Source organism: Alkalicoccobacillus plakortidis (assembly GCF_023703085.1).
GTDB lineage: Bacteria > Bacillota > Bacilli > Bacillales > Bacillaceae_D > Alkalicoccobacillus > Alkalicoccobacillus plakortidis.
Genome location: NZ_JAMQJY010000003.1, coordinates 1 through 23,597, shown reverse-complemented (window position 1 = coordinate 23,597; position 23,597 = coordinate 1). Strand labels below are relative to the sequence as shown.

General features: G+C 40.1%; 24 protein-coding genes and 6 pseudogenes. 22 read left to right on the top strand and 8 right to left on the bottom strand.

The features are described from left to right. Positions 1–58: 58 nt before the first annotated feature. The 3 genes from NDM98_RS17515 to NDM98_RS17505 form a co-directional block, all read right to left on the bottom strand. Positions 59–1,438: a copper amine oxidase gene (locus NDM98_RS17515; RefSeq protein WP_251610452.1), complete on the bottom strand. Its 1,380-nt coding sequence runs from the start codon at positions 1,436–1,438 to the stop codon at positions 59–61. Positions 1,439–2,780: 1,342 nt separating this feature from the next. Then, on the bottom strand, positions 2,781–3,479 hold the full coding sequence (locus NDM98_RS17510) for an anti-sigma factor (RefSeq protein WP_251610450.1): 699 nt from the start codon (positions 3,477–3,479) through the stop codon (positions 2,781–2,783). Continuing rightward, on the bottom strand, positions 3,469–4,035 hold the full coding sequence (locus tag NDM98_RS17505; RefSeq protein WP_251610448.1) for an RNA polymerase sigma factor: 567 nt from the start codon (positions 4,033–4,035) through the stop codon (positions 3,469–3,471). Before NDM98_RS17505 ends, NDM98_RS17510 begins: the two co-directional genes overlap by 11 nt. A gap of 289 nt (positions 4,036–4,324) precedes the next feature. Here NDM98_RS17505 and wrbA point away from each other — a divergent pair, with 289 nt between their 5' ends. Next, on the top strand, positions 4,325–4,942 hold the full coding sequence (wrbA, locus tag NDM98_RS17500) for an NAD(P)H:quinone oxidoreductase (protein ID WP_251610446.1): 618 nt from the start codon (positions 4,325–4,327) through the stop codon (positions 4,940–4,942). 222 nt (positions 4,943–5,164) lie between these two features. Here the strand turns inward: wrbA and NDM98_RS17495 are convergent, their stop codons facing one another. After that, positions 5,165–5,782 (bottom strand): YitT family protein, encoded by a 618-nt coding sequence (locus tag NDM98_RS17495; RefSeq protein ID WP_251610445.1) that lies wholly within the window; start codon positions 5,780–5,782, stop codon positions 5,165–5,167. Positions 5,783–5,904: 122 nt separating this feature from the next. Then, positions 5,905–7,261 (bottom strand): annotated as a pseudogene (gene mgtE, locus NDM98_RS17490) (magnesium transporter). A 202-nt stretch (positions 7,262–7,463) separates the two neighbouring features. On the opposite strand from mgtE, the pseudogene NDM98_RS17485 reads away from it, so the two are divergent. The 3 genes and pseudogenes from NDM98_RS17485 to NDM98_RS17475 all read left to right on the top strand — a co-directional run bounded on the left by NDM98_RS17485 (position 7,464) and on the right by NDM98_RS17475 (position 9,247). Beyond that, positions 7,464–7,768 (top strand): annotated as a pseudogene (locus NDM98_RS17485) (DUF2325 domain-containing protein). A gap of 98 nt (positions 7,769–7,866) precedes the next feature. After that, entirely contained in the window at positions 7,867–8,370 is a 504-nt protein-coding gene (locus NDM98_RS17480) for a hypothetical protein (RefSeq protein ID WP_251610443.1), read from the top strand. A 26-nt stretch (positions 8,371–8,396) separates the two neighbouring features. Then, positions 8,397–9,247, top strand: a pseudogene (locus NDM98_RS17475) (family 1 encapsulin nanocompartment shell protein). 21 nt (positions 9,248–9,268) lie between these two features. Here the strand turns inward: NDM98_RS17475 and NDM98_RS17470 are convergent. Both NDM98_RS17470 and NDM98_RS17465 read right to left on the bottom strand, forming a co-directional pair. Beyond that, complete coding sequence (locus NDM98_RS17470; protein ID WP_251610441.1) at positions 9,269–9,763, bottom strand: hypothetical protein; 495 nt, start codon at positions 9,761–9,763, stop codon at positions 9,269–9,271. A gap of 307 nt (positions 9,764–10,070) precedes the next feature. Next, entirely contained in the window at positions 10,071–10,823 is a 753-nt protein-coding gene (locus NDM98_RS17465; RefSeq protein ID WP_251610439.1) for a rhomboid family intramembrane serine protease, read from the bottom strand. A 54-nt stretch (positions 10,824–10,877) separates the two neighbouring features. Between NDM98_RS17465 and acpS the strand changes: the two genes are divergently transcribed. The 17 genes and pseudogenes from acpS (at position 10,878) to NDM98_RS17390 (ending at position 22,730) form a co-directional block, all read left to right on the top strand. Then, positions 10,878–11,228 carry a holo-ACP synthase gene (gene acpS, locus NDM98_RS17460; protein WP_251610437.1) on the top strand — a complete coding sequence of 117 codons (351 nt, stop codon included), beginning with the start codon at positions 10,878–10,880 and terminating at the stop codon, positions 11,226–11,228. A gap of 129 nt (positions 11,229–11,357) precedes the next feature. Beyond that, on the top strand, positions 11,358–12,368 hold the full coding sequence (locus tag NDM98_RS17455) for a LolA family protein (protein WP_251610435.1): 1,011 nt from the start codon (positions 11,358–11,360) through the stop codon (positions 12,366–12,368). Between the two features lie 115 nt (positions 12,369–12,483). Continuing rightward, a complete protein-coding gene (locus NDM98_RS17450; protein ID WP_251610433.1) occupies positions 12,484–13,320 on the top strand; it encodes an NAD(P)H-hydrate dehydratase in 837 nt (278 codons plus the stop codon). A 78-nt stretch (positions 13,321–13,398) separates the two neighbouring features. After that, positions 13,399–13,695 carry an alanine racemase gene (locus NDM98_RS24720; protein WP_373370422.1) on the top strand — a complete coding sequence of 99 codons (297 nt, stop codon included), beginning with the start codon at positions 13,399–13,401 and terminating at the stop codon, positions 13,693–13,695. After that, on the top strand, positions 13,682–14,173 hold the full coding sequence (locus NDM98_RS24715) for an alanine racemase (protein WP_373370421.1): 492 nt from the start codon (positions 13,682–13,684) through the stop codon (positions 14,171–14,173). The genes NDM98_RS24720 and NDM98_RS24715 overlap by 14 nt, the downstream gene beginning before the upstream one ends. A gap of 16 nt (positions 14,174–14,189) precedes the next feature. Further along, positions 14,190–14,583 (top strand): annotated as a pseudogene (locus NDM98_RS24710) (alanine racemase C-terminal domain-containing protein). A gap of 182 nt (positions 14,584–14,765) precedes the next feature. Further along, positions 14,766–15,065: a CopG family ribbon-helix-helix protein gene (locus NDM98_RS17440; protein ID WP_285804058.1), complete on the top strand. Its 300-nt coding sequence runs from the start codon at positions 14,766–14,768 to the stop codon at positions 15,063–15,065. Positions 15,066–15,068: 3 nt separating this feature from the next. After that, positions 15,069–15,419, top strand: coding sequence for a type II toxin-antitoxin system PemK/MazF family toxin (locus NDM98_RS17435; protein ID WP_251610431.1), 351 nt, complete (start codon positions 15,069–15,071; stop codon positions 15,417–15,419). A 152-nt stretch (positions 15,420–15,571) separates the two neighbouring features. Next, positions 15,572–16,390: an RsbT co-antagonist protein RsbRA gene (rsbRA, locus tag NDM98_RS17430; RefSeq protein WP_251610430.1), complete on the top strand. Its 819-nt coding sequence runs from the start codon at positions 15,572–15,574 to the stop codon at positions 16,388–16,390. 20 nt (positions 16,391–16,410) lie between these two features. Then, entirely contained in the window at positions 16,411–16,767 is a 357-nt protein-coding gene (locus NDM98_RS17425) for an RsbT antagonist protein RsbS (RefSeq protein ID WP_251610429.1), read from the top strand. A gap of 3 nt (positions 16,768–16,770) precedes the next feature. After that, complete coding sequence (locus tag NDM98_RS17420; RefSeq protein ID WP_251611122.1) at positions 16,771–17,184, top strand: anti-sigma regulatory factor; 414 nt, start codon at positions 16,771–16,773, stop codon at positions 17,182–17,184. An 18-nt stretch (positions 17,185–17,202) separates the two neighbouring features. After that, positions 17,203–18,217 (top strand): annotated as a pseudogene (locus NDM98_RS17415) (PP2C family protein-serine/threonine phosphatase). Between the two features lie 72 nt (positions 18,218–18,289). Then, the gene (locus NDM98_RS17410) at positions 18,290–18,619 is read left to right on the top strand and encodes an STAS domain-containing protein (RefSeq protein WP_251610428.1); all 330 of its coding nucleotides are present in this window, start codon (positions 18,290–18,292) and stop codon (positions 18,617–18,619) included. Next, complete coding sequence (gene rsbW, locus NDM98_RS17405) at positions 18,616–19,104, top strand: anti-sigma B factor RsbW (RefSeq protein ID WP_251610427.1); 489 nt, start codon at positions 18,616–18,618, stop codon at positions 19,102–19,104. Before NDM98_RS17410 ends, rsbW begins: the two co-directional genes overlap by 4 nt. Beyond that, positions 19,064–19,850: pseudogene (gene sigB, locus NDM98_RS17400) on the top strand (RNA polymerase sigma factor SigB). Before rsbW ends, sigB begins: the two are co-directional and overlap by 41 nt. Positions 19,851–19,882: 32 nt before the next feature. After that, complete coding sequence (locus NDM98_RS17395) at positions 19,883–20,452, top strand: SpoIIE family protein phosphatase (protein WP_251611120.1); 570 nt, start codon at positions 19,883–19,885, stop codon at positions 20,450–20,452. Positions 20,453–20,537: 85 nt separating this feature from the next. Continuing rightward, a complete protein-coding gene (locus NDM98_RS17390) occupies positions 20,538–22,730 on the top strand; it encodes a Tex family protein (protein WP_251610426.1) in 2,193 nt (730 codons plus the stop codon). A 176-nt stretch (positions 22,731–22,906) separates the two neighbouring features. On the opposite strand, the gene cmpA is transcribed toward NDM98_RS17390, so the two are convergent. Next, the gene (gene cmpA, locus NDM98_RS17385; RefSeq protein ID WP_251610425.1) at positions 22,907–23,035 is read right to left on the bottom strand and encodes a cortex morphogenetic protein CmpA; all 129 of its coding nucleotides are present in this window, start codon (positions 23,033–23,035) and stop codon (positions 22,907–22,909) included. 106 nt (positions 23,036–23,141) lie between these two features. On the opposite strand from cmpA, the gene NDM98_RS17380 reads away from it, so the two are divergent. After that, a complete protein-coding gene (locus NDM98_RS17380; protein ID WP_251610417.1) occupies positions 23,142–23,591 on the top strand; it encodes a SprT family protein in 450 nt (149 codons plus the stop codon). Positions 23,592–23,597: the final 6 nt, after the last annotated feature.

Sequence of the window (23,597 nt, the reverse complement as noted above, 5' to 3'; positions counted from 1 at the left end):
AATAAACATAGAAAAAACCAATGAGATATTGAAACCTCATTGGTTCATAAAAAGGTAATTATGCGTTCTGCTTGCGGCGTAGAACATATAGTCCAGATCCTGCAAGTAGGAATGCTGCTAATAAGCTGAACATTTGAATAGAGAATCCAGGATTTTCAGATCCACCAAAACCAGTTTTCGGCATATCTGAAGGCATTGCTTCAAAGTTCTCTGGGAATTGGTCAACAACTGCTCCAGAAACTCCTTCACCTACACCGAACATATGACCATATGCTTCACGAAGCTGGTCGTATGCTGTTTCAAATTCACCAGCATTATAACTATCAAATGCTTCTACTAACTGATTAACGTGCATTTGAAGTCCGTCAGCAAGTTCAGTAGCATCTAGACGACCATCTGTTGCATCATCTAAGAACTGAGAAAAATCAGCACGATAGTTATCTAGGTTGGCAATTGCTTCTTCACGTCCTGCTTCATCTTCTTCAGCAGTGGCTGTTACATAATCAACAAAGTAGCCAATGTGGTCATTCCACATATCTTTAAATGCGTCCCCAGCTTCATCGCCATAAACAGAAGCGATTGCTGCTGATAATTCATTTGTATTCTCATCTAGCGCTGCTGCTGCTTGATCAAAGTCATCAGCACCATCAATTCCTTTTTGCATAACAAATGCCGCTAGACCTGCGTGTTCAGAGAACAAGTGGTTTAAATCAGCACGAAGATCTGCTGCAGGAGTATCCGGTGTAGTTTCATCAAAGTCCTCAGGGAACTGATCTGTGATTGCTCCAGAAAGACCTTTACCTACTCCGTACATATGGTGTGTTGCTTCACGTAGGTTGTCATATGCCGCATCATAATCTTCATCTACATAGCTGTCAAAAGCCCAGATTAATTGGTGAACGTGTTCTTGAAGACCTTCAGCGAGTTCATTAGCATCAAGACGGCCATCCGTTGCCCCTTCAAGAAATTCAGAAAAGTCAGCGCGATAATTATCTAATTGACTTATAGCTTCCTCTTTACCGGCTTCATCGCCTTCAGCCGTTGCATTTACATAATCAACGAAATAACCAATGTGGTCATTCCACATCTTATCAAACGCTTCTCCTGCTTCATCGCCATAAACTGACGCAATCGCTGCAGTTAAATCTTCTGTGTTTCCATTAAGTGCTTCAGCCGATGCCTCAAAATCTTCAGCACCGTCAATCCCTTTTTGCATCGTAAACGCTGCTAGAAAAGCATGCTCCGATAAGTATTGATCTAATGTGGCTCTGAGATCTGATGCAGGTGTTGATACACTTGCCATCGTTTCCATCTTAGGATTACTTTCCGAACTTGCATGGTCATGAGCAAAAGCTGAAATCGTAGGAGCCATTACGAGAGAAACAGAAAGTGGAATCGCTACAGCTGCCTTTTTCATATGTGAATTTGATTTATTCATGAATAACACTCCTCATTGTTTGTTATACCAAGGTAACGAACACGGGGTGGGCTAGGATCACTTTTAAGTGAAATTGAATTAAAAATCATGTCGGAATTCGTTGGAAAAGCTGATATGGCAGGGGGAGGGAAGTGAAAAAATATTGTCATTGGTAGATGATAAAGCTTGGAAGGAAGGGATTGAAAGGAAGAGCTTTGAAGCAAGAGCTTACCTCTTATTAGCAAGAGGTAGGTGCTGTTAGCAACGGGGATCGGGGAAGCAGCAAGAGAAAGATCATCTTACCAAGGGAAAAAGCGGAAGTAGCAAGAGCGTCCTGGCTTAATCAAGATAGGGGGCTGTGTTAACAAGAGAGATCGATGTGAGAGCAAGAGACGGAGTGGGGAACCAAGAGAGTTCCTGGATTAAGCAAGAACCAGATCCAAATAGCAAGAGCAATTGAAACGACAGCAAGAACTGTTAGGAGAAACCAAGAAAAAAGAGCCGCTGCGATTGGCCCCACAAATACCAAGAGCCACCTGCTCTCATCAAGAGGTGCGAAGACTTTACCAAGCTCGCGCGCAGCAAACCAAGATAGGTCAAGTGAAAAAAGGAATAAAAATGGTCATTTTTATTAACTGCATTGGAATTTGAAGCTAAAAGCCCCACCGCGCGCGATAAAAAGAGCCACTCACCAAGAACGGGAGCTTGAGAGCAAGGGCAATCCTGGCTTTAGCAAGAGGAAGACCGTGTTAGCAAGAGAGAGCAGCAGCTCACCAAGAGCCGGAGCTTGAAAGCAAGGGCAATCCTAGCTTTAGCAAGAGAGAGCAGCAGCTCCCCAAGAACGGGAGCTTGAAAGCAAGGGCAATTCTGACTTTAGCAAGAGGAAGACTGTGTTACCAAGATAGAACAGCAGCTCACCAAGAGCCGGAGCTTGAGAGCAAGAACTAGCCTGGCTTTAGCAAGAGGCAGACACTGTTACTAAGAGAGATCGATGTGATAGCCAGAACCTGCACGTTAGACCAAGAAACCTCCGCTACTCACCAAGAACGGGAGCTTGATAACAAGAGCAAACCTCTCTTTAGCAAGAGGAAGACTTTATGACCACGAAACATCCTCGCGTCATCAAGAGTTAGCTGGGGTTACCAAGAGAGATCTATGAATTAGCGAGGGGTAAGTCCACAAAAAAAACATCCCAAAAGTTAGCAATAACTTTAGGGATGGATCTTTTTAGTATAGTTCTGAGAGTGTAACGACTGGTCCTTCTGGTAATTGGTTATCCGCTTGTGGTTCAAGTGTGATTGCAATGGCTTCAAATAGATCTTCTATATTTGTATCGGAATCAAGATCATATACTATCGCACCTTCACCGGATTCGTTTGTTACAAATGAGCCGGCTTGGAAGTGGTGTGTCTTCTTGAAACAACCAAACCTGGTACACTTCTGAATCAACTGGTTCTGGCATTTGTTCGACCTGCACGATTAGTTTAAATCCATCTTCTTGTTGAACGATAGACGCTTGCCCAAGATGTTCTGTTTCATCTTCTTGTGAGAGCAGAGACGTTGAAGTGATGACTTGTTCAATTTGAGCTGTTCCAGATGGTGGTGCACTCTCGTATTCATCAATCTGACTAGTTAAGAGATCTCGTTCTAATTCAAGAGTAGCCAATTCTGATTGAGAGTCATTTAATTGATTAAAAGTGTAAATATTTGTTCCGACTGCTGCTATGAGAATGGCAGCTACAGCTGATAGCCATGGTACTAGTTTGTTTTTCTTATTTGCTGGTTTTTCAAATGGGATTGGTTCTGGTCTTGCGGTTGGTTGAGTTGGTTTTGTCTGTTGATCACTTTCAAATACAGATTGTAAAATTCGATTCTTCATTCCTGCTGGTGGTGTTGCATCGCTTGGTACGTTAGCAACACCATCATTAAATTCATACAGCTCTTGAAGTTGCTCTTGGCATTCTTCGCAGTCTATTAGGTGCAGTTCAAATTCTTCTTCTTCTGCTTTACTTAAGTGACCATTAAAGTAATCAAGTAATTGTATGCATTTTTTATCGCTCATATATATCGCCTCTTTCATCCTGCCTGCTAAGAGTCTTACGTAGATGATTAAGCGCTAAACGTAATCTTCCTTTAACAGTTCCAAGGGGTATCTTACATATCTCTGCAATGTTCTTTTGTGGTTCTCCGTCGAAATAGAACAATTTTACAACTTGTTGTTGTTCAGATGGCAAGGTAGCAACTGCTTCTTGAATAATTGTGCTTTCTTCCTGAAAAACAATGGTTTGTTCTACTGATTCAGGATCTGGTTCAGAATCTCGATCATCAAATTCAACCTCAGTCACTTTCTTTTTGCGAATTTGATCAATTGCAGCATTTCTTGCAATCGTTAAAATCCAAGATGAGAACTTTCCTTTACCGGTTTGATATGAGGCTTTCCCTTGCCAAAGCTTCATAAATAGATCTTGCATGACTTCTTCAGTTAAGCCGTTGTCTTTTGTAAAACGATAAATAAATGAGAACAAGATTCTCTCATATCGAGAATATAATGTCTCTAAAGCCTCTTTGTCTTGCTGAACAACGAGTTGATACAATTGTTCGTCGTTAAGATGTGGCATGTATAACTCCTTTGTACGCTGCTCCTTAATAATTAGAATGTCTCTATTTGAAGTAGAAGTAATTGCTTCTTTAACAGCGGTTTTAAAAAGAGCATTTCTAATTAAGCATACGCAAAAACGTTCTAATAGGATCACTTTAAAGGTGAAAAAGGGGAATATACCGCTATCAACTCCTTATTGTAAAGGTTTACTAGTGAAACTTCCATTAAAAAAGTACAAAATCATGTTTAGAATTGATGACTTTTAAGGAATAGAAGAATTAGACAGAAATTATTGGAGGGTGTAAAGAATGACAAAGATTCTAATTCCATATTATTCGTCATACGGACATGTGTATACATTGGCCAAAGCAGTAGAAGAGGGAGCTAAACGGGTTGAAGGTGCTGAGGTTCGGCTAGTAAGAATTCCTGAGTCAGAGGCAGTAAAAGAAGCGATGTCAGGACAAGACGCATATATTGAAGCGCAAAAAAGCCAAGAACATCTAGAGGAAGCTACACACGATGATCTTGTGTGGGCTGATGGAATCATTTGGGGGTTCCCGACACGTTACGGCAATATGCCAGCACAAGTGAAACAGTTTCTTGATTCAGCCGGAGGACTTTGGGCAAATGGTTCGCTTGAAGGAAGAGCGACATCCATTTTTACAAGTACAGCTTCAATACACGGTGGACAAGAGACAACGATTTTAACCTCACTTGTTCCATTGCTGCATTTTGGTTTAATTTATGTTGGATTACCATACGGCGAAAACCAAGAACAGTTAACAACAGAAGGAATAGGTGGAAGCCCATACGGAGCATCAACACTTGCCGGCTCTGATGGAAGTAGGACGCCAGACGAAAGAGAGCTTGTTATGGCAGCTCGATTAGGAGAAAGAGTAGCTACTGTAGCAGCAAAATTAGCCTAGGAATGATTAAATTCCTAGGTTCTTTTTTTGTATTATAGTTTCTGAGCAAGAATGGTCGTATAATAGAAGAAAGAAAAACAGGGAGGGTTAAACATGAAAAGAAGACTTTCTAACAAGGCATTGTTTATTATTATTGCCTCTGTCGCTTTTATATATGGAATCTCTTACTGGTTTATAACTGGAAAAGCGGTTATTCAGTAACAATATGACAGATTCCACCTACTAGCTGTTCCATTTCCCGGGGAATTTGTCGGCTGGATAGAGAAAAGCAGGCATAGGGCAACTTGTGACAATAATTGTCGCAACACCAGTAGATATTACTGCAATAGTTGATAAAACAATCTCTTCAATTGTCACAATAGAAATACCAGCAACTACAGCTAGCATATCAAAGATCACAATAATTGCGCCTACATTATAAGGGATTTTAGTAGCGATCATTTGCGCTAGGAGATCAAAACCACCCGTACTGATATCCATTCGAAACATAATACCTGCACCTACACCTAGCATAGTGCCGCCAAGTATGGCGCTTGCTAATGGACCTAAAATAGCGAGGTCTGGAGAATAGAGAGCAACCCAATCGATGAGTAGGGATGAGACAATGACACCAGCAAGGCTGTTATAGAAAAAAGGACGGAAATAAAACCAAGCAAAAATGTAAATAGGGATACTTACAATGAGAATAGTCAATCCAACTGGCGTATTCCAAAGATAATGAGCAATCAAACCTAGTCCAATAATTCCACCATCAAGTAAATGATACATCGTAAAAAAGAAGTTAATGCCAATGCTAACCAACAAACAACCTATAAGTAATGTAAGTACATAACGAACCATTTTATATCACACCCAACTTGAGATATCCGTCTAACAAGCTCTTTCACTTATATGCGGATTGTCCAAGCAGTATGAGAACTATCTATCTAAAAAAGACAAGCGAACTCTCGCTTGTCTTTTTATCATGTTAAATTAGTAAGAAATGCTGTTGCGATTCCAAAATAGATTAATAACGAAAAGATATCATTTAAAGTCGTGATCAGTGGTCCAGATGCAACAGCAGGATCGATTCCAACTCTGTGCAAAATGAGTGGGATAATTGTTCCGGCAAGAGTTCCAATGATTAACGTACAGAATAAAGAAACACCAACTACCATGCCAAGTGTTGGATCACCAATCCATAAGTATGCAATCAGAGTAATTAAACTTCCACATGTCAGTCCGATAATTAAACTCACTCGAAATTCCCTTAATATTAAGTTTGTTACTACTTTTTTGTCGATGGTATTTTGAGAAACACCTCTTACAACCACCGCTAGTGATTGGGTACCGGTGTTCCCAGTCATGCCCGCAATCATTGGCATAAAAAATACAAGTGCAACAACCTGAGCAAGTGTAGCTTCAAAATAATTCATGATACTTCCGGATATGAGTCCAATAAAAAGCAATAAAATAAGCCAAGGGAGCCTGCGGATCGAAGCTGTCCAAGCCTTGGTTGTAAAATCAATGTTACCTGAAGCTGATAATTTTTCGATATCTTCATTTGCTTCTCGAATGACAACGTCTATTGCGTCATCGACTGTAATAATACCAAGTAATGTATCCTCATCATCAACAACTGGTACGGCAATAAAATCGTATCTCTCAATAATGTTTGCTACTTGTTCTTGATCGTCAGTTACTTTTACAGCAACTGTTCGAGTGAACATAATCTCTTCAATGACTTCTTTCTCATCTGCAATTAATAAATCACGATAAGATACCACGCCAACTAATTTTTTCGCCTCATTGATGACGTATAAATAATAGATATTCTCAGAAAAACCAGCATACTCTTTTAATTTGTCTACAGCCTGCCTGACAGTTTGGTTTGCATGAATCCAGATAAATTCATTTGTCATCAATCCCCAAGCTGTATCCGCTTGGATAACTCATTAAAGAGCGAATCTTAATGGAATCTTCTTTTTTCATGACATCCAGGAATTCCTGGATGCGTTCAACAGAAAGTTCGTTCAACAAATCGGCTAATTCATCATTCTCCATCAAATCCATAACCTTAGAGGATTCTTCTACTCCTAACTTCTGTAGAATCTCTACCTGGTATTCCGTTTCAAGTTCTTCGATCAAATCAGCAACTTGATCTGGATTTAGAAAGGTTAAAAATTTGTGATGATGTTTAGTCGGGAGTGAACGATAGATAATCGCTACATCGTAGGGGTGTAGTTCATCTAATAGTTCCTGTAACGAATTTCGCTTGGCCTCACGGATATATTTTATGACCAAAACGAGAAGTTGATCTTCTGTCATATTGGCGATCATACTATGCACCTCCATACTCATCCTATCTACTCTACAGAAAAAAACGTAGCAAGTAAACCGGTTAATGCTGCTTTAAGTATTCCCTAATTATTTAAAGATGTAACCTGAAACAGAATATTCTTTAAAATTTAGTTGACAATGAGAATCGATTTCAATTAAACTAATAGTGAGAATTATTATCAAATGAAAGCGAGGGAAAGAAATGACATCATTAATGATTGTGGGTGCTGATCATCTTGGCTCGATTCCGAAAAAACTTGAGGAGATGGGCTACGCAAACATCCTACATATTAGCGGAAGGAAAACAAAAATGGTGAAACGAGACATCCAGCAGGCGTTGATATGATTCTGGTTTTAACTGACTTCATCAATCATAATTTAACTACTGTGCTAAAGAAAAAGGCCATGGAACAAGACGTACCTGTTTGTTACGCCAAACGTTCGTGGTGTTCGATTTATAAAGCGATTGGTCAGTGCCAACGAGACTGTCCAATGTCATCAAAATAGTAATTGAGAAACCTTCTTTATAATAATTATAAAAAGGTTTCTTTTTAATTGAGAATTATGATAGTATATAGATAGTAATAGAAAAGAGGTGAAGACCCATGGAGGAATCACTTACTGTGCTTCATGATCTTTTTGCCGCTATGAAAAAAGACATTAAGACATATGTTCATTTAGTTGAACCAAGAATAACGAATCTTAGCAATGATTATGAACGTATGCTTGTAAGAAAAGCGCTCGGAATTGAGAACGCAAGAAAAAAACGAGTCAAAGGTTTACGTAATCAGTTGAGAGTGTGGCTTGATGAGGAATCGTCTAATGATCCAACATCACAAGATTACATTCAGCTGTATGCGAATGTTCAACTTGAACATTTTGCATTAAGGTTGTTTAGTCAACATGTTGAGGAAGCGATCTTGATTAACTTGGAAAGCTCGACTGGTGAGTTGGACGATATCCTTCAACGTACGCAATCGTATTTGGAAGAAGTCCAAGCAGTCTTACTCGAGATAAGTGAATCATTTAAAGATGAGCCTATTGAATTAGAAGAAAAAGAATCTGTAAAACCTGATAAATCTGCCTTTTCTGTAGGTAGCCTTCTGTAAGAAAGAGAATAAGGAGAGTGAGTAATATGAGTAAAGCATCGAGATATCCAGACGCACCTTTAAATGAAAGTGAATTCGACCATTTAGATAAAGTGGTTGCAGACATGGCAAAAAGTCAGTTAGTAGGAAGAAAATTTTTAAATCTGCATGGACCACTTGGTCGTGGCGTTCAAACTATCCATACAGATGTGTACCTAGATGACCATGAAGCCATTATGGACCACCAAGGGTTAAATGAAGAAGTAGCAGAATCAACAAAACGAGTGAGCCACACGATTCCTCTAATTTATAAAGATTTTGTTCTTTATTGGAGAGACGTGGAGCAAGCAAAAACGTTAGATATTCCAATTGATTTCTCTGGAGCAGCCAATGCAGCTCGCCAAGTAGCATACCTTGAAGACCAAATGATCTTTCATGGCTCAAAGGAATTCGACATTCCTGGATTAATGAATGTAAAAGGTCGCCTGTCTCACGTGACTGAAAGTTGGTATGAATCAGGACATGCATTCCAAGATATCGTAGAAGCTAGAAGTAAACTAATGGAGTTAGGTCACCATGGTCCATATGCACTTGTACTATCTCCAGAACTGTACGCGATTCTACACCGAGTACACAAAGAGACAAATGTTCTAGAAATCGAGCACGTACGTGAGATTGCAACAGCTTGGAGTATTCCAATCACCAGTACTAAAAGGAAAAACAGGTGTACTTGTAAACACAGGTCCACACAACTTTGACCTAGCTGTATCTGAGGATTTTGAAACGGCTTATCTTGGAGAAGAAGGTATGAACCATCCATTCCGTGTATATGAAACGCTTGGCTCTTCGTATTAAGAGACCATCTGCGATTTGCACACTTGAAAGCCAAGAAAAATAAAGAAAAAAAAGCATGCGGCTATTAGGCCAGCATGCTTTTTTGATTAATTGAAACGATTTTTTGCTCTGTATCAGCTAGCATAACAAAGTCTGAGTAGCCATGTTCTTCAAGGTGTTTTGCACCAATATCACATGCTAAGCCTTCAACCTCACGTTTAAATGGAGAGCTGAGACAGCCTTCGTTCACTTCACATAATCTTTGTAGGTAATTAAGTGTATCTGTAAGTAAGTATGTTTTGGCGTGTGAGTTCTCTAATTGGCAAATTAACTTATGCTCCAAATCTTTCATCATAGCAATTTCATCAATATTAACAATAAGACGCTCACCATCTGAGGTCATAAAGCCAATTGATTGATAAACACCACGTGTTTGCTCAAGGCTAGTGAATACTGGATAATGAAACTCTTCTCCGGATCGCAAACGAATCGACTTAGCCTCAATAGCCCCACCGACTTTACGCTTGTTTGTAAGAACCGTGTGAATATCCTTTAAAGCGTGTACCGTCACCTTCTTCACGAAAGCTCCCCCTTCGCTGATTCATTCTAGCATAAGTATACTAGAGGATGATAATCATTGTCAATTCGAAATGGAATGTTGAAATTGAAAATTCTAATTATAGTATGGGCAAAATTGAGTTCTTTTATGCAAGGGATGAGCGGAAAGAAAGAGTCAATGAGCGGCAGGTGGAGCACTATGAGCGGAGGTTGGTGCGCAGAGCGCTATAAACGGCAACCAGGGCTCACACTTTAAAAGAACCCTCACAAGTCTCACCTCTAATAACAAAAAACCTCGACCAAATGCAGTGAGGGTCGAGGTTTTTCCGTCACTCGAAGAATCGAATGACCATCAGGATCACGGCAACAACGGCGATACTGATCCAAAGTATTTTCTTTTTTTGCTTTTTCTTCTCTTGGTTCGCCCAACGGTTTGGGTTGAAGCTTGGTTCATCGTTATCATAAACATCACGGCGGTGGTAGTTTTGTACAAATGGTTTTGCGCCGATTAAGAACAGAGGGGCTAAAGCCATTCCCGCGATAAAACCAAATAAATGGGCGAAGATATTAATGCCTGGGTTTACAAACGTCATCACTAACGCAATAATGATGATGGTTACGACTAATTGAGAGTTGGCTCGGTCGATAAGGTCACGGCGAGCCCAAATCATATAGGCTAGGACGCCGAATATGCCAAAAATGGCACCGGAAGCTCCAACGTGTAAATAATACACACCTCCTAAGTATAGCGTAGCGATATTCGCTAAAATTCCAGAGAGTAAATAGATGGAGATGAACTTAATCTTCCCCAGTATTTTCTCGACGACTGGGCCGAAGATCACAAGTGAAAATGAATTAAAGACTACGTGCATCAGTCCGCCGTGCAGGAAGATGGGTGTAAGTAGCCTCCAATATTCTCCGGTGATGATCTCGAAATTACTTCCTCTTCCTAACAAATAAATCTCACGTCCAAAAGGGAAAAAGCTGGTCCACAAAAACAAAATCAAATGAATACCAACTAACACGGTGATAACAGGATAATTTTTTCTGAAAGAGTAAAAGCTTTCGTTTCGAATAAACATTTGCGCCCTCCTTTTTTACAAAGTAAATGATCATGGTTTAAGCGAGGTATGGATATGATTCAAGGTATAGGTATTGATATTATTGAGCTCGAACGTATTAAAAAAGCGGTTAAAAGGAATAGTCGATTTGCAGAACGGATCTTGACTGAGTCTGAGCAGGCAGCTTCAAGACATTTTTCTGATTCGCGAAAAATAGAGTTTGTAGCTGGTCGTTTTGCTGCTAAGGAAGCGTTTGTAAAAGCTTCAGGGATCAAAAAGATATCATGGCATGATATTGAAATTCTAAACGATATACAAGGTAAACCAACGATGACAGGTCCGATAGAAGAATATATTCATGTGTCAATCTCACATAGTCAAGCATATGCAGTTGCACAGGTAATTATAGAAGCGAAGTCGCCTTGAATCAAGCTTTAGGACTCGTCTGCATATTTACCTAGGTTGTCTCATATAGATGTAATGCGATGGGGAACAGCTCGTCAACAGGGCGGAGATTTCTCTAATTAGCGGCAAATGAGACGAAGGGGTGAGAGTATGAAACGAGTAAGCTGGTTCGTCATATTGGGTGTACTTATGATTCTGATGCTTGCTGGTTGTGGCGAAAAGACACAGGAGGATGTACTGGAAGAGCTAGGCACAACACTTGAGGATATGTCAGGCTACAAAGCAAAGGCTACGATGCAATTGGAAACAGGGAATGAACCTCAGACATATGATGTAGAGGTGTGGTATCAAAAAGAAGGTTTCTACAGAGTTATGTTAAACAATAAGGAAAAGGATCAAAGCCAAATTATTTTACGTAACGATGATGGGGTATTTGTTCTCACTCCCGCTTTAAATAAAAGCTTTCGTTTCCAAAGTGATTGGCCAAAAACAACAAGTCAAAGTTATCTTTATGAGTCCTTGGTTGCAGATATCTTAACGGATCAAGAGCGTGTCTTCTCCCAGGATGATTCTAATTATGTTTTTGAAACAGCGACGAACTATCAAAACAAGAATCTTAATAAGCAGCAGATTTACTTAAACAAAAAGGATTTAACTCCTGTTAAGGTAGAGATTTTAGATGCTGAACAATCGCCACTCGTAACTCTAGACTTCACGGAGTTTGACAAGAATGCCTCCTTTAATGATGATGACTTTGAAATGGAAAGAAACATGACAGGGGCGCAAATGTCAGAGCCTACTTTAGCTGAGCCAACTGCTGAGATGGAGATTTATTATCCAATGTATACGCCTGATGGATCAAGCTCAAGTGAATCAAAAGAAGTGGAAACGGATGATGGTGTTAGTTATGTGCAAGAATACACTGGTGACAAGTCCTTTACTCTGATTCAAAAACAAGCAGAAGTGGTTTCTGCTTCGACTACATTTACAAATATGGCCGAGGGTCATCCTGTTGATTTAGGCTTTACCATTGGTGTACAGACAGGCGATGCGTTGCTTTGGTCCCGCGATGGCGCTGAATTCTACTTGGCATCGTCTGATCTAGATGCGGAGGAAATGGCCAATATTGCACGTTCGGTATATGGCACAACTGAAAAATAAGTAAACATACACTTTGAGTGAGGCGACTATTCGTCTCGCTTTTTTTATGTGGAGCGTTATATCAGGCATCATTAAGGGTATTGGCAACTATCAATTGTTCAGGAGGAGTCAATGTATGATGCAGAGATTAGAAATGGATCAAATTAGACAGTGGTTACCTAATAGAGAGAACGATCACAATACAACAAAACGAGATTACGGACAAGTCTTACTCATTGGAGGGAGTGCTGGAATGGGTGGATCCATCATTATGTCGGCGGAAGCAGTTGTTCATGCCGGGGCTGGACTCACAACCGTTGCAACAGATTCCAACCATCATACTGCTCTGCACTCAAGATTACCTGAGGCGATGGCGTTACCCCTCCAGGATCTCGCGGGGATCAGTGAGCGAATAAAAAAAAGCACGGTTGTTGCCATCGGGCCAGGACTTGGTTTAGATGAACGAGCGGTGAATGTCTTTCGGATTGTGCTTGCAAGTATTCGGGACCATCAGATACTCATACTCGATGCCGATGCACTCACACTGTTGGCGCGTGAGAAAAGTAAGCTACGCACCGAACACGTTATTTTGACACCACATGCAGGTGAGTGGAAGCGACTTACGGGCTTAGAACCTGACGAACAGATAGATGAACAGAATCAGAGGTGGGCGAAAGACCTTGGAGCGACCATTGTCTTAAAAGGGGATGAAACACGGATTTATACGAGTGAAGAATCCTACCTTAATATAAAGGGAACACCGGCAATGGCAACAGGTGGTATGGGAGATTGTTTAACAGGATGCATCGCCGGTCTCTGCGCGCAATCAGAAGACGCACTTCCAGGAGTATTGTCTGCAGTATATATGCATTCATATATAGGCAGAGAACTAGCAGAAAATCAGCACATCATACGACCCACACAAATCGCGGAGGCCTTGCCAGTTTATCTGAAAAAACTAACTCATATGTAAAGAGGAAATTGACAGCAGACGAATGAGACATTCATAATCAGATTAGCAAAATGGATTTTAGATAACTGGAGAGTGACTATGATGCAATCTGATAATATGGATGCGTTTTATCGTGATACTTGGGTGGAAGTAAACCTTACGGCAATAGAGAATAATGTACGCTCTTTATACAATGTATATAAAAATAAAGCAACAACCATCATGGCTGTCGTAAAAGCAGATGGGTATGGGCATGGAGCTATAGAGGTAGCGAAGGCAGCAATTACTGGAGGGGCAACCTACCTCGGCGTGGCGATACTAGACGAAGCGATTGAACTACGGAAAGCTTGGGATAACATTACCGATTCTTGTGTTAGGACGAATGAGACCGTCTGACGCTCAAGTGGCAGCGGACTTAAACATTTCAGTTACGGTTTTTTCTCAAGACTGGCTAGTTCAAGCAGAGAAATATCTAAATAATTCAAAGGAACTATCTATTCATCTGAAGTGTGATACGGGTATGGGTAGGCTAGGGTTCATTAACGCTGAAGAAGTGCGAACAACTTCTCGATTCTTACATGATTCAGCTACGTATGTCTTTGAAGGGATTTACACACATTTTGCTACTGCAGATGAACCAAATACAGCCTACTATCAGGAGCAATTCAAAGCGTTTCAGCAACTTATTCAACTTCTAGAGGAAGAAAACATATCCGTTCCGTATATTCACTGTTCAAATAGTGCGGCTGCAATGAGATTTCCAGAACACGCCTTTACAATGGTTAGGTTTGGTATATCGATGTATGGCTTAACGCCGTCACCTGATATTAACAAACATCTACCTTTCACTCTTGAACCAACTTTCCAAGCTTAAGACAAAGCTTGCTCAAGTGAAGAAGCTCGCTTCTGGAAAAGCGATTAGCTATGGCGCTACCTATGTGACAAAAGAAGAAGAATGGATTGGCACACTACCAATTGGCTACGCAGATGGCTTGGATACGGGCCAACTCAACAAACGGGGGAACGGTTTTAGTTGATGGAGAGGAAGTACCTTTTGTTGGCAGGATTTGCATGGATCAATGTATGATTCGTTTGAATTCTCAAAAAGATGAGGGGACCGTTGTTACGTTAATTGGTGAAGATTCCGGAAAACACATGACTATGGACACCATAGCAAAAAGACTTGATACCATTAACTATGAAATCCCTTGTGTAATAAGCAAACGAGTGCCGAGAATGTATGTTCAAAATGGTGTAATGGTCTCCGTCCGTAATCAAATATAGTTGATTATGTATATCCAAATCTCGGTAGGGAAAGATTTCTAACAAGAATATCTTAAAAACCGTACCAAAACCTCTTTGCAATCCTTTCACTCGAATGCTATGATAAATCTTGAGTAGAAAAAAGTAACTGCTATAAGCTTGTTACTGTTGAACGGCAGATAGATTTTTGTACAAGGCGTTTTATGGTGGAGGTTGATGCGTTGATGAAAGATAATAATTCTAAGGATATTACCGTTACATTACCACAACAATTGTTAAACGAGGTGGATGCATTGTTAGAACAGGAAAACCTTAATAGAAGTGAATTTATCTCTAAAGCAACCAAAACGTATATTATGGAAAGACAACAATCCCAAATTCGCGAATCGATGCAGCAAGGTTACATGGAGATGGCAAAAATCAATCTAACAATTGCATCAGAGGCTTTTCTTGCGGAGGAGGAAGCGGATCTAACCCTTGTTCGTTTAGTAAGTGGGGTGTAGCATTTGATTGTGAAAAGAGGAGACGTATATTTTGCGGACCTCTCACCTGTGGTAGGTTCCGAACAGGGTGGTGTAAGACCTGTTCTAATTATTCAAAATGATATTGGAAACCGTTTTAGTCCTACTGTTATTGTGGCGGCTATCACTGCGCAAATCCAAAAGGCAAAATTACCGACTCATGTTGAAATTAATGCTAAGAAGTATGGATTTGACCGTGATTCGGTTATTTTATTGGAACAACTACGAACGATTGATAAACAAAGACTAACAGATAAGATCACACACCTTGACGAGAACATGATGAATTCAGTTAATCAGGCATTATTTATAAGTTTAGGTTTAGTTGATTTTTAAATTCTCTTCATACATGGAGCTGAATCCCCTCTAAAAAAGCGGGGATTTTTTAATGTAGGCAAAAGTTGGTCAGATTTTTAGATAGTTTCTCTTTGCAACAAAGGCTAACTCATGGAATAATGAAAGTAGAGACTATACTTGGAGGATATTCTATGCAATCGACCGCACTTACCTATCTACAAAAATACCAGAATCAAATTATTGAACACTGGGATCACCAACTTTCAGCGTTGCGTAGTGAGGTAGAGATTAAAGCCTCATTAGAAAAAGCCGTTGAGCATACGAATCAAGAATATATGTCCTTAATTCTTCAAACGGCAAGAAGAAATGAAGAAGATTCATTAGAAGGACTTAAGAATTTTACAGAGCAATATATTCAAACGGGAAGATCTCTAACTTATTTTACAAGAGCCCTGCAAGGTTTAAGACAAGCTTTTCACCAGCAGTTAAAAGATGTACCACCAGAAGATGCGAATATACTGGATGTCTATAGTGAGCTAAACCAATGGATAGATAATATGAATAATTTCTTAGTATCAAAATACATTGAGTCTTGGGAAGATACATTAGAGATGCAGAAGCTTTCTTTACTCGAATTATCTGCGCCACTTATTCCTGTATTCGAAGGAATTACAGTGATGCCTTTGATTGGAAGTATTGATACAACTCGAGCAAAACTAATCATGGAAAATCTTTTAGAGGGTGTGATTAAGAACCGCTCTAAAGTGGTACTTATTGATATAACGGGAGTACCAATTGTAGATACAATGGTTGCTCATCATATCATTGAAGCTTCCGAAGCAGTTCGACTTGTAGGGGCTACCTCTATCCTTGTTGGCATTAGACCAGAAATTGCACAGACAATTGTTAATCTAGGCATTGACTTAACAAAATTCCCAACGAAGAGCACTCTTCAAAAAGGAATGGAAAAAGCACTTGAAATGTGCAACCAAAAAAAGATTGAGATGTAAGCTTGGAGGTATATAAATAGATGAGAATTCCAATTTTAAAGCTCGGAAAATATTTGCTGATCAGTATTCAAACTGAATTAGACGACCAAACAGCGCTTCAGTTTCAAGAAGACCTTTTGAATAAAATTCATCAAGAAGGATCTTCGGGAGTAGTCATTGATCTGACTTCAGTTGATATGATTGATTCATTTATCGCAAAAGTATTAGGTGATGTGGTCGACATGTCAAGTTTGATGGGAGCAAAGGTTGTACTAACTGGTATTAGACCAGCTGTTGCTATTACACTTATAGATATGGGGATCAAATTAGAAGATGTTTCAACAGCTCTTGATTTAGAGCAAGGTTTAGAGAAACTGCAACAGGAATTGGAGGGTTAGATGATGGAAACCCAATCCTGTGTTGAAGTGAAAAATGAATGGGGAATTGTTGCTGCAAGACAGGCAGGTAGAACCCTTTCAAAAGAACTTGGTTTTGGAAATGTCGATCAAGCTAGAATTACCACAGCCATTTCAGAGTTGGCACGTAATATATACTTATACGCGCAACGTGGTGAAATTAAAATTGATATGGTAGAAGAAAAAAGCAAATTTGGAACAAAAAAAGGAATTAAAATTACGGCTTCAGATTTAGGGCCCGGCATTCCAGATTTACGCCAGGTAATGGTAGATGGTTTTACAACATCAAGCGGACTCGGTGCAGGACTTCCAGGAGTAAAACGACTGATGGATGACTTTAATATTGAATCTGAAGTAAATCAAGGAACAACCATCACAGCTACTAAATGGCTCCGATAAGGAGGACATCAATGCACTATGAATTATACAGACAACAATATTGAAACGTCCTATAAAAAAATTCTAGAATCCTACTTAAACACAGGTAGTGAGCAAGTTCTCTATGAAGCCCAGCAATTCACTCGGACGTTGCTAGAACATCAAACGTCACCTGAGGAACTTGTCAGCCTTCACAGGTCCATAATGGATCAACTCTACCCTGAGCTACCAGATGATATTCAGGCGTCCTTCGATTTCTTGTTAGAAGCGATGATGGGTTATGGCATGGCATATCGTGAGCATCAAATTTTAAGAGATCGACAACAAGAGCTTGAAGCTGAAATTGATGTTGCCGCTAAAATGCAACAAACTCTCCTACCGCGAGAACATCTTTATTTAGAAGGATTAGATGTAGGTGTAGTGAGTGTACCCGCAAAGAAAATGAGTGGAGACTATTACCACTATGTAAAGGATCAATTCGGCGGAATTGGTCTATCCATATCCGATATCATTGGTAAGGGAGTACCAGCTGCTTTGTGTATGTCCATGATTAAATATGCCATGGACAGTTTGCCAGAGCAGCAGCTTAATCCGAGTGCTTTATTGGAAAGTTTAAACCGAGTAGTTGAGCAGAACGTGGACGATAGCATGTTTGTAACGATGATGTATGGTTATTATAATGCTAACACTCATGAATTTACGTATTCAGGTGCGGGTCATGAACCTGGTTTTTTTTACAACGCAAAAACTGATTCATTCGAAGAGCTTAGTGCAAAAGGTCTTGTATTAGGTGTGTCAAAAAAAGCCACGTATCGAGAATATGTAAAACAGCTTCATGTTGGGGATTTTGTGGTGCTTCTAACGGACGGAGTAACGGAATGTCGAGTTGGTGATGAATTTCTTGAGCGAGAAGAAATTGTAGAATTGATCAGAAAAATCAATCCACCTAAGTGCACAAGAAATGGTTGAAAATGTATATCGTGAGTTAAGTAAGATGCAGGACTTTTCGTTAAGAGATGATCTTACGTTAATTATTTTAAGAAGAGATGTTTAAAAAGTTACTATTTGTGGTACACAAAGTACATTAGGTAGATTGATGCGGTTCTAACTCAAGGAGGTTGTTACATTGAATTTAGATATTCGAGTTGAAGAATTAGAGAATCAAAAGAACGTTTTTCTTTCAGGTGAAATTGACACATATACAGCTCCGAAGCTAAGAGAAGCACTGATCCCTCTAACAGAACAAAATGGTGGAGAACTTATTGTTGATTTGTCAGAGGTTCAATATATAGATAGTACAGGACTCGGAATATTTGTTGGGGTTCTTAAGGCATCCGATACGAACGGAAGTACTTTAACACTTATTGGAATGTCAGAACGAATTAAGCGTCTTTTTGTCATTACAGGTCTAGATGAAGTGATTAATATTGTGGATCGGAGGGAAGAAGCAAAATGACTGAACAACAAGTAGACCATATAGAGATGAGTATTCCTGCAAAAGCTGAATATGTTGGAGTTGTACGCCTGACCATTTCTGGAATTGCGAATCGGTTAGGTTTTTCTTATGACGATATTGAAGATATCAAGATTGCTGTTGCAGAAGCATGTACGAATGCAGTGAATCATGCATACGAGGAAGAAGGAAACGTCAAGATTGCGTGTGACTTATTTGCTGACCGTATGGAGATTATTATTGCTGACGAAGGGCAAAGCTTTGATATTAAAGAACTTCAAGGGAAACTCGGCCCAGTTGATTCAAAACAACCGATCGGTGACATGAAAGAAGGTGGGCTTGGCTTATTCCTTATTAGCACGCTTATGGATAAAGTTCAGATTCATGATGAAGCCGGAGTGGTGCTGATGATGACAAAGTTCCTACGGAAAAATGAGGTGGAAGAACATGTCGACGGAATCTCATCATTACAGTCAGAACAAGGATAAAGTATATGGCTTGGATAAAGGAATACCAAGAAACTCGTAATGAAGACGTTCAGTTAAAGCTTGTTAAACATTATGAAGCTTTAGTTCGTTCTCTTTCACGCAAATTTTCCAAAGGTCGTGAACACGACGAAGATTTGTTTCAAGTCGGAATGGTCGGTTTACTTGCTGCCTTGCAACGGTTTGACAACGAATTTGGTCGAAGCTTTGAATCCTTTGCGGTGCCAACAATTGTTGGGGAAATTAAGCGATTTATTCGTGATAAAACATGGAGTGTTCATGTTCCAAGACGAATAAAAGAATTAGGACCAAAAATTAAAAAGGCTGTTGATACCCTAACGGCCGAATTGCAACGTTCTCCACTTGTTGCCGAGATTTCCGACTATCTAAATGTGTCCGAAGAGGAAATCCTAGAAACAATGGAGATGAGCAAAAGCTATCAGGCACTTTCAGTTAACCGTGCACTCGAAGCCGATCAAGAGGGCGGAGAAGTCACTCTACTCGACTTAGTCGGGAAAGAGGATGATGGTTATGAACAGACTGATCAGCAAATGCTTTTGGAGAAAGCCTTTCAAGTGTTAAATGAACGAGAGAAGCTAATTCTTCAATACACGTATTACGACAATTATAGTCAGAAGGAAGCGGGAGAGCGGTTAGGAATCTCACAGATGCATGTGTCAAGATTGCAAAGACGTGCATTGGAAAAATTAAGAGAATCAATTCGCGTAGAACCGTCTGAAATCTTGTAATGGTTATGTATAAGGAAGACGATCATATACAAGTGGCTGTCTTGGAGCGCTCTAAAAACGATGGTGAATTTTGTGGAGATGCCCATGCGATTATTAATACCGATACGTATGTCGTATGTGCGGTTATTGATGGATTAGGAAGTGGCGCAGGGGCCAGTGAATCAGCTCAAGCAGCAATTCAAATCGTCAAAGAGTGCCATGAGTTGCCTGTCAAAGCGATTGTGGAGAAATGTAATCGAGTGCTACTAAATAAACGAGGCGCTGTTGTCACAGTTGTTAAGCTTGTTTTTGAAGATCGTAGAATTAGCTATAGTAACTTTGGGAATATCGGATTTTCAATGTATAATCCTAACGGAACAACGGTTCAGCCATTACCAACACGAGGTTATCTTTGTGGCAGAAACGAAAACATAAGAGAAAGCCATTTTCAGTACGATGAAGGAACTATTTTTGTCTTATACTCAGATGGAGTAGTGAGCCCGCCTTCGAAATTAACACTGTTACATGTTAATGACTTACGAGAGAATGACGACAGAATCTTTAACGAGGCACGTTATGTGGATAATGATGACGTAACACTTCTAATAGGTAAGTTAAAATAAGCTTTTTCACCAATGACTAGGTGGGAGCTTATTTTATTTGGTTCGCCTGTCTATGATATGATAATAACAGGGAAATTAAAGGAGGATGAGGGTTTTGGAAGACTTAAAACAACAGATGATCGAGCAGGTAGCACTAGAGTTAAATGTTCAACCGAAGCATGCCAAACAAGTCATCGATATGATGGATGAAGGCAATACGGTTCCATTTATTGCCCGTTATCGAAAAGAAATGACCGGTGGAATGGATGAAGTTCAATTAAAAGATCTCGCAGATAGATGGACATATGTTAATCAATTAGCCGACCGAAAAGCCGAGGTTATACGGTTAATTGATGCGCAAGAAAAGCTAACAGATGAGCTCAGCAAAGCGATTGAAGAAGCGGACAAACTTCAGACAGTTGAAGATTTATATCGTCCTTATAAACAAAAACGTCGCACACGAGCAACAACCGCTAAAGAAAAAGGACTAGAGCCATTAGCTCAGTGGTTATTCTCATTACCAAAATCGGGTGATCCAAAAGAAGAAGCTACAAAGTACATATCTGAAGAACATGAAATTGAAACCGTTGAAGCTGCTATAGAAGGCGCACAGGACATTATTGCTGAATGGGTAGCCGATGATGCTGACCTACGAAGTTTGATTCGCACACGTACCATTAAAGAAGGCAGCTTAAAGGCTGAAGTGAAAAACAAGGAAGCCGATGAAAAATCTGTTTTCGAAATGTACTACGATTATAGTGAACCACTTAAATCAATCGCTCCTCACCGCGTATTAGCTGTTAATCGTGGAGAGAAGGAAGGCATCCTTCGAGTAAGTGTGAACTCGCCAGCAGATCGATTAACAAGTGAGCTTGTCAGGAAAGTCATTCGTTCATTCGGCTCACAAGCAGTGCCTTATGTGGAAGAAGCGATTGCCGACAGCTACAAACGTTTAATTCAACCATCTATTGAAAGAGAAGTACGAAATGAATTAAATGAAGCAGGAGAAGAACAAGCGATCCATATCTTTGCTGAGAATCTAAGGAACCTATTGCTGCAGCCACCGATGAAGCAGCAAGTAGTTTTAGGCGTAGATCCTGCATACCGAACGGGCTGTAAACTAGCTGTTGTTGATCACACAGGTAAAGTGCTAGATATCCGAGTGATTTACCCAACACCACCAAAGTCTCAGGTCGAACAATCTGCAAAAGTAGTAAAAGACCTAATTAAAAAATTTGATGTGGATGTTATTGCTATCGGGAATGGAACCGCATCTAGAGAAACAGAGCAATTTATTGCAGATGTCATCAAAGAGATACAGGAACAAGTTTTTTATGTGATTGTGAATGAAGCAGGAGCAAGTGTGTATTCAGCTTCAGACATGGGCCGCGAAGAATTTCCAGAACTTGCGGTGGAGGAACGTAGTGCAATCTCGATTGCTCGCAGACTACAAGACCCACTGGCAGAGCTAGTGAAAATAGATCCTAAATCAGTTGGCGTTGGTCAATATCAGCATGATGTCTCCCAAAAGAAATTAACGGATTCTTTATCATTTGTCGTAGAAACCGTTGTAAACCGAGTGGGAGTGAACGTAAATACAGCTTCATCAGCCCTACTACAATACGTAGCTTGTTTATCCAAAACAGTGGCAAACAATATTATCAAAAAACGTGATGAGGAAGGCCGCTTTAACAGCCGTAGTGAATTAAAGAAAATTCCGCGCCTTGGTGCCAAAACGTATGAGCAATGTATCGGTTTCCTGCGAATCCAAGATGGCAAACAGCCACTTGATGCAACCGGCATTCATCCAGAAAGCTATAAAGTAGCAACATCGATCCTAGACAAAGCAGACATTCCATCATCAGAAATAGGATCTGCTATTGCGAAGGATCGTCTGCAAACAATGAATGTCCAAGCATTAGCAGACGAGTTGAACATCGGTTTACCAACCTTAAAGGATATTATTGACGCCTTTATACGCCCAACACGCGACCCGCGCGATGAGGTAGCCAAACCACTACTCAAACAGGATGTCTTGAAAATGGAGGACCTAGAGCCTGGTATGCAACTCGAAGGCACAGTCCGAAATGTCGTTGATTTTGGCGCATTTGTAGATATCGGAGTTAAGCAGGATGGACTTGTCCATATTTCCAAACTAACAAAACGATTTGTCAAAAATCCAATGGACGTAGTAGCCGTCGGAGACATCGTAACAGTATGGGTCACGTCCGTCGACGTACAAAAAGGACGCATCGCCCTAACCATGCTCGCTCCAGAAAATCAAACCGTCTCATCCTGAATATCAAAAAACCGACCTATGTGAGGGTCGGTTTTTTACTTTGGCTAAAGGGGACTATGGAGCTGGTAATCGCGGGTAAATGATCTTTTACACAGGTAAGTATGCTGAACTTAAGGGTATGATGCAAATTCTTCTTGATTAGCATCCAATCTTCCTTAGCAAAACACGAATAGGAGTCATTTACTCTTTCGGTTTAACACATACGTCCGCTGATAATAAAACCAACACTGATTCAGAACACGGAGCTGATACTTATTTTTCTCGACGAATGCACGTTTAAGTTGCTTCTTTAACCAGTTGGGCACAATTCGCCAACTCCTTCGCTCATATGATAATATTATCTATTATATGCAGAGCAGTTTGTCAGTGTTTCCAAGACAGACTTTCTTTTTTTGAAAGGATGAAAGATATATGCTTCAGCAAGACCTGCAGCACCTTGTGGAAGACCTATCCGCCACATTTTTCAATCGGCCATTCTTACACAACGCACGCTTTAACTCACGACTTCGGACAACCGGAGGACGTTATTTTCTTCAATCACACGACATTGAAATAAACCCTAAGATGTTAGCAGCTTTCGGAGAGGAAGAACTAATCGGCATCATTAAACACGAATTATGCCACTATCATCTTCACATCCAAAAAAGAGGCTACAAGCACCAAGATCCAGAATTCAAATATTTGCTCGCAAAAGTAGGAGGACTCAGACACTGCCAAGTCATCGAAGGGATGCAGAATACACCCAAGCAATTACACCGTTATGCCTGCTCCGCCTGCAGCCAAACCTATATCCGAAAAAGAAGAATCAACACTTCAAAATACGCTTGCGGAAAATGTAGAGGAAAGCTAAAAAAAATATAAAAAGAT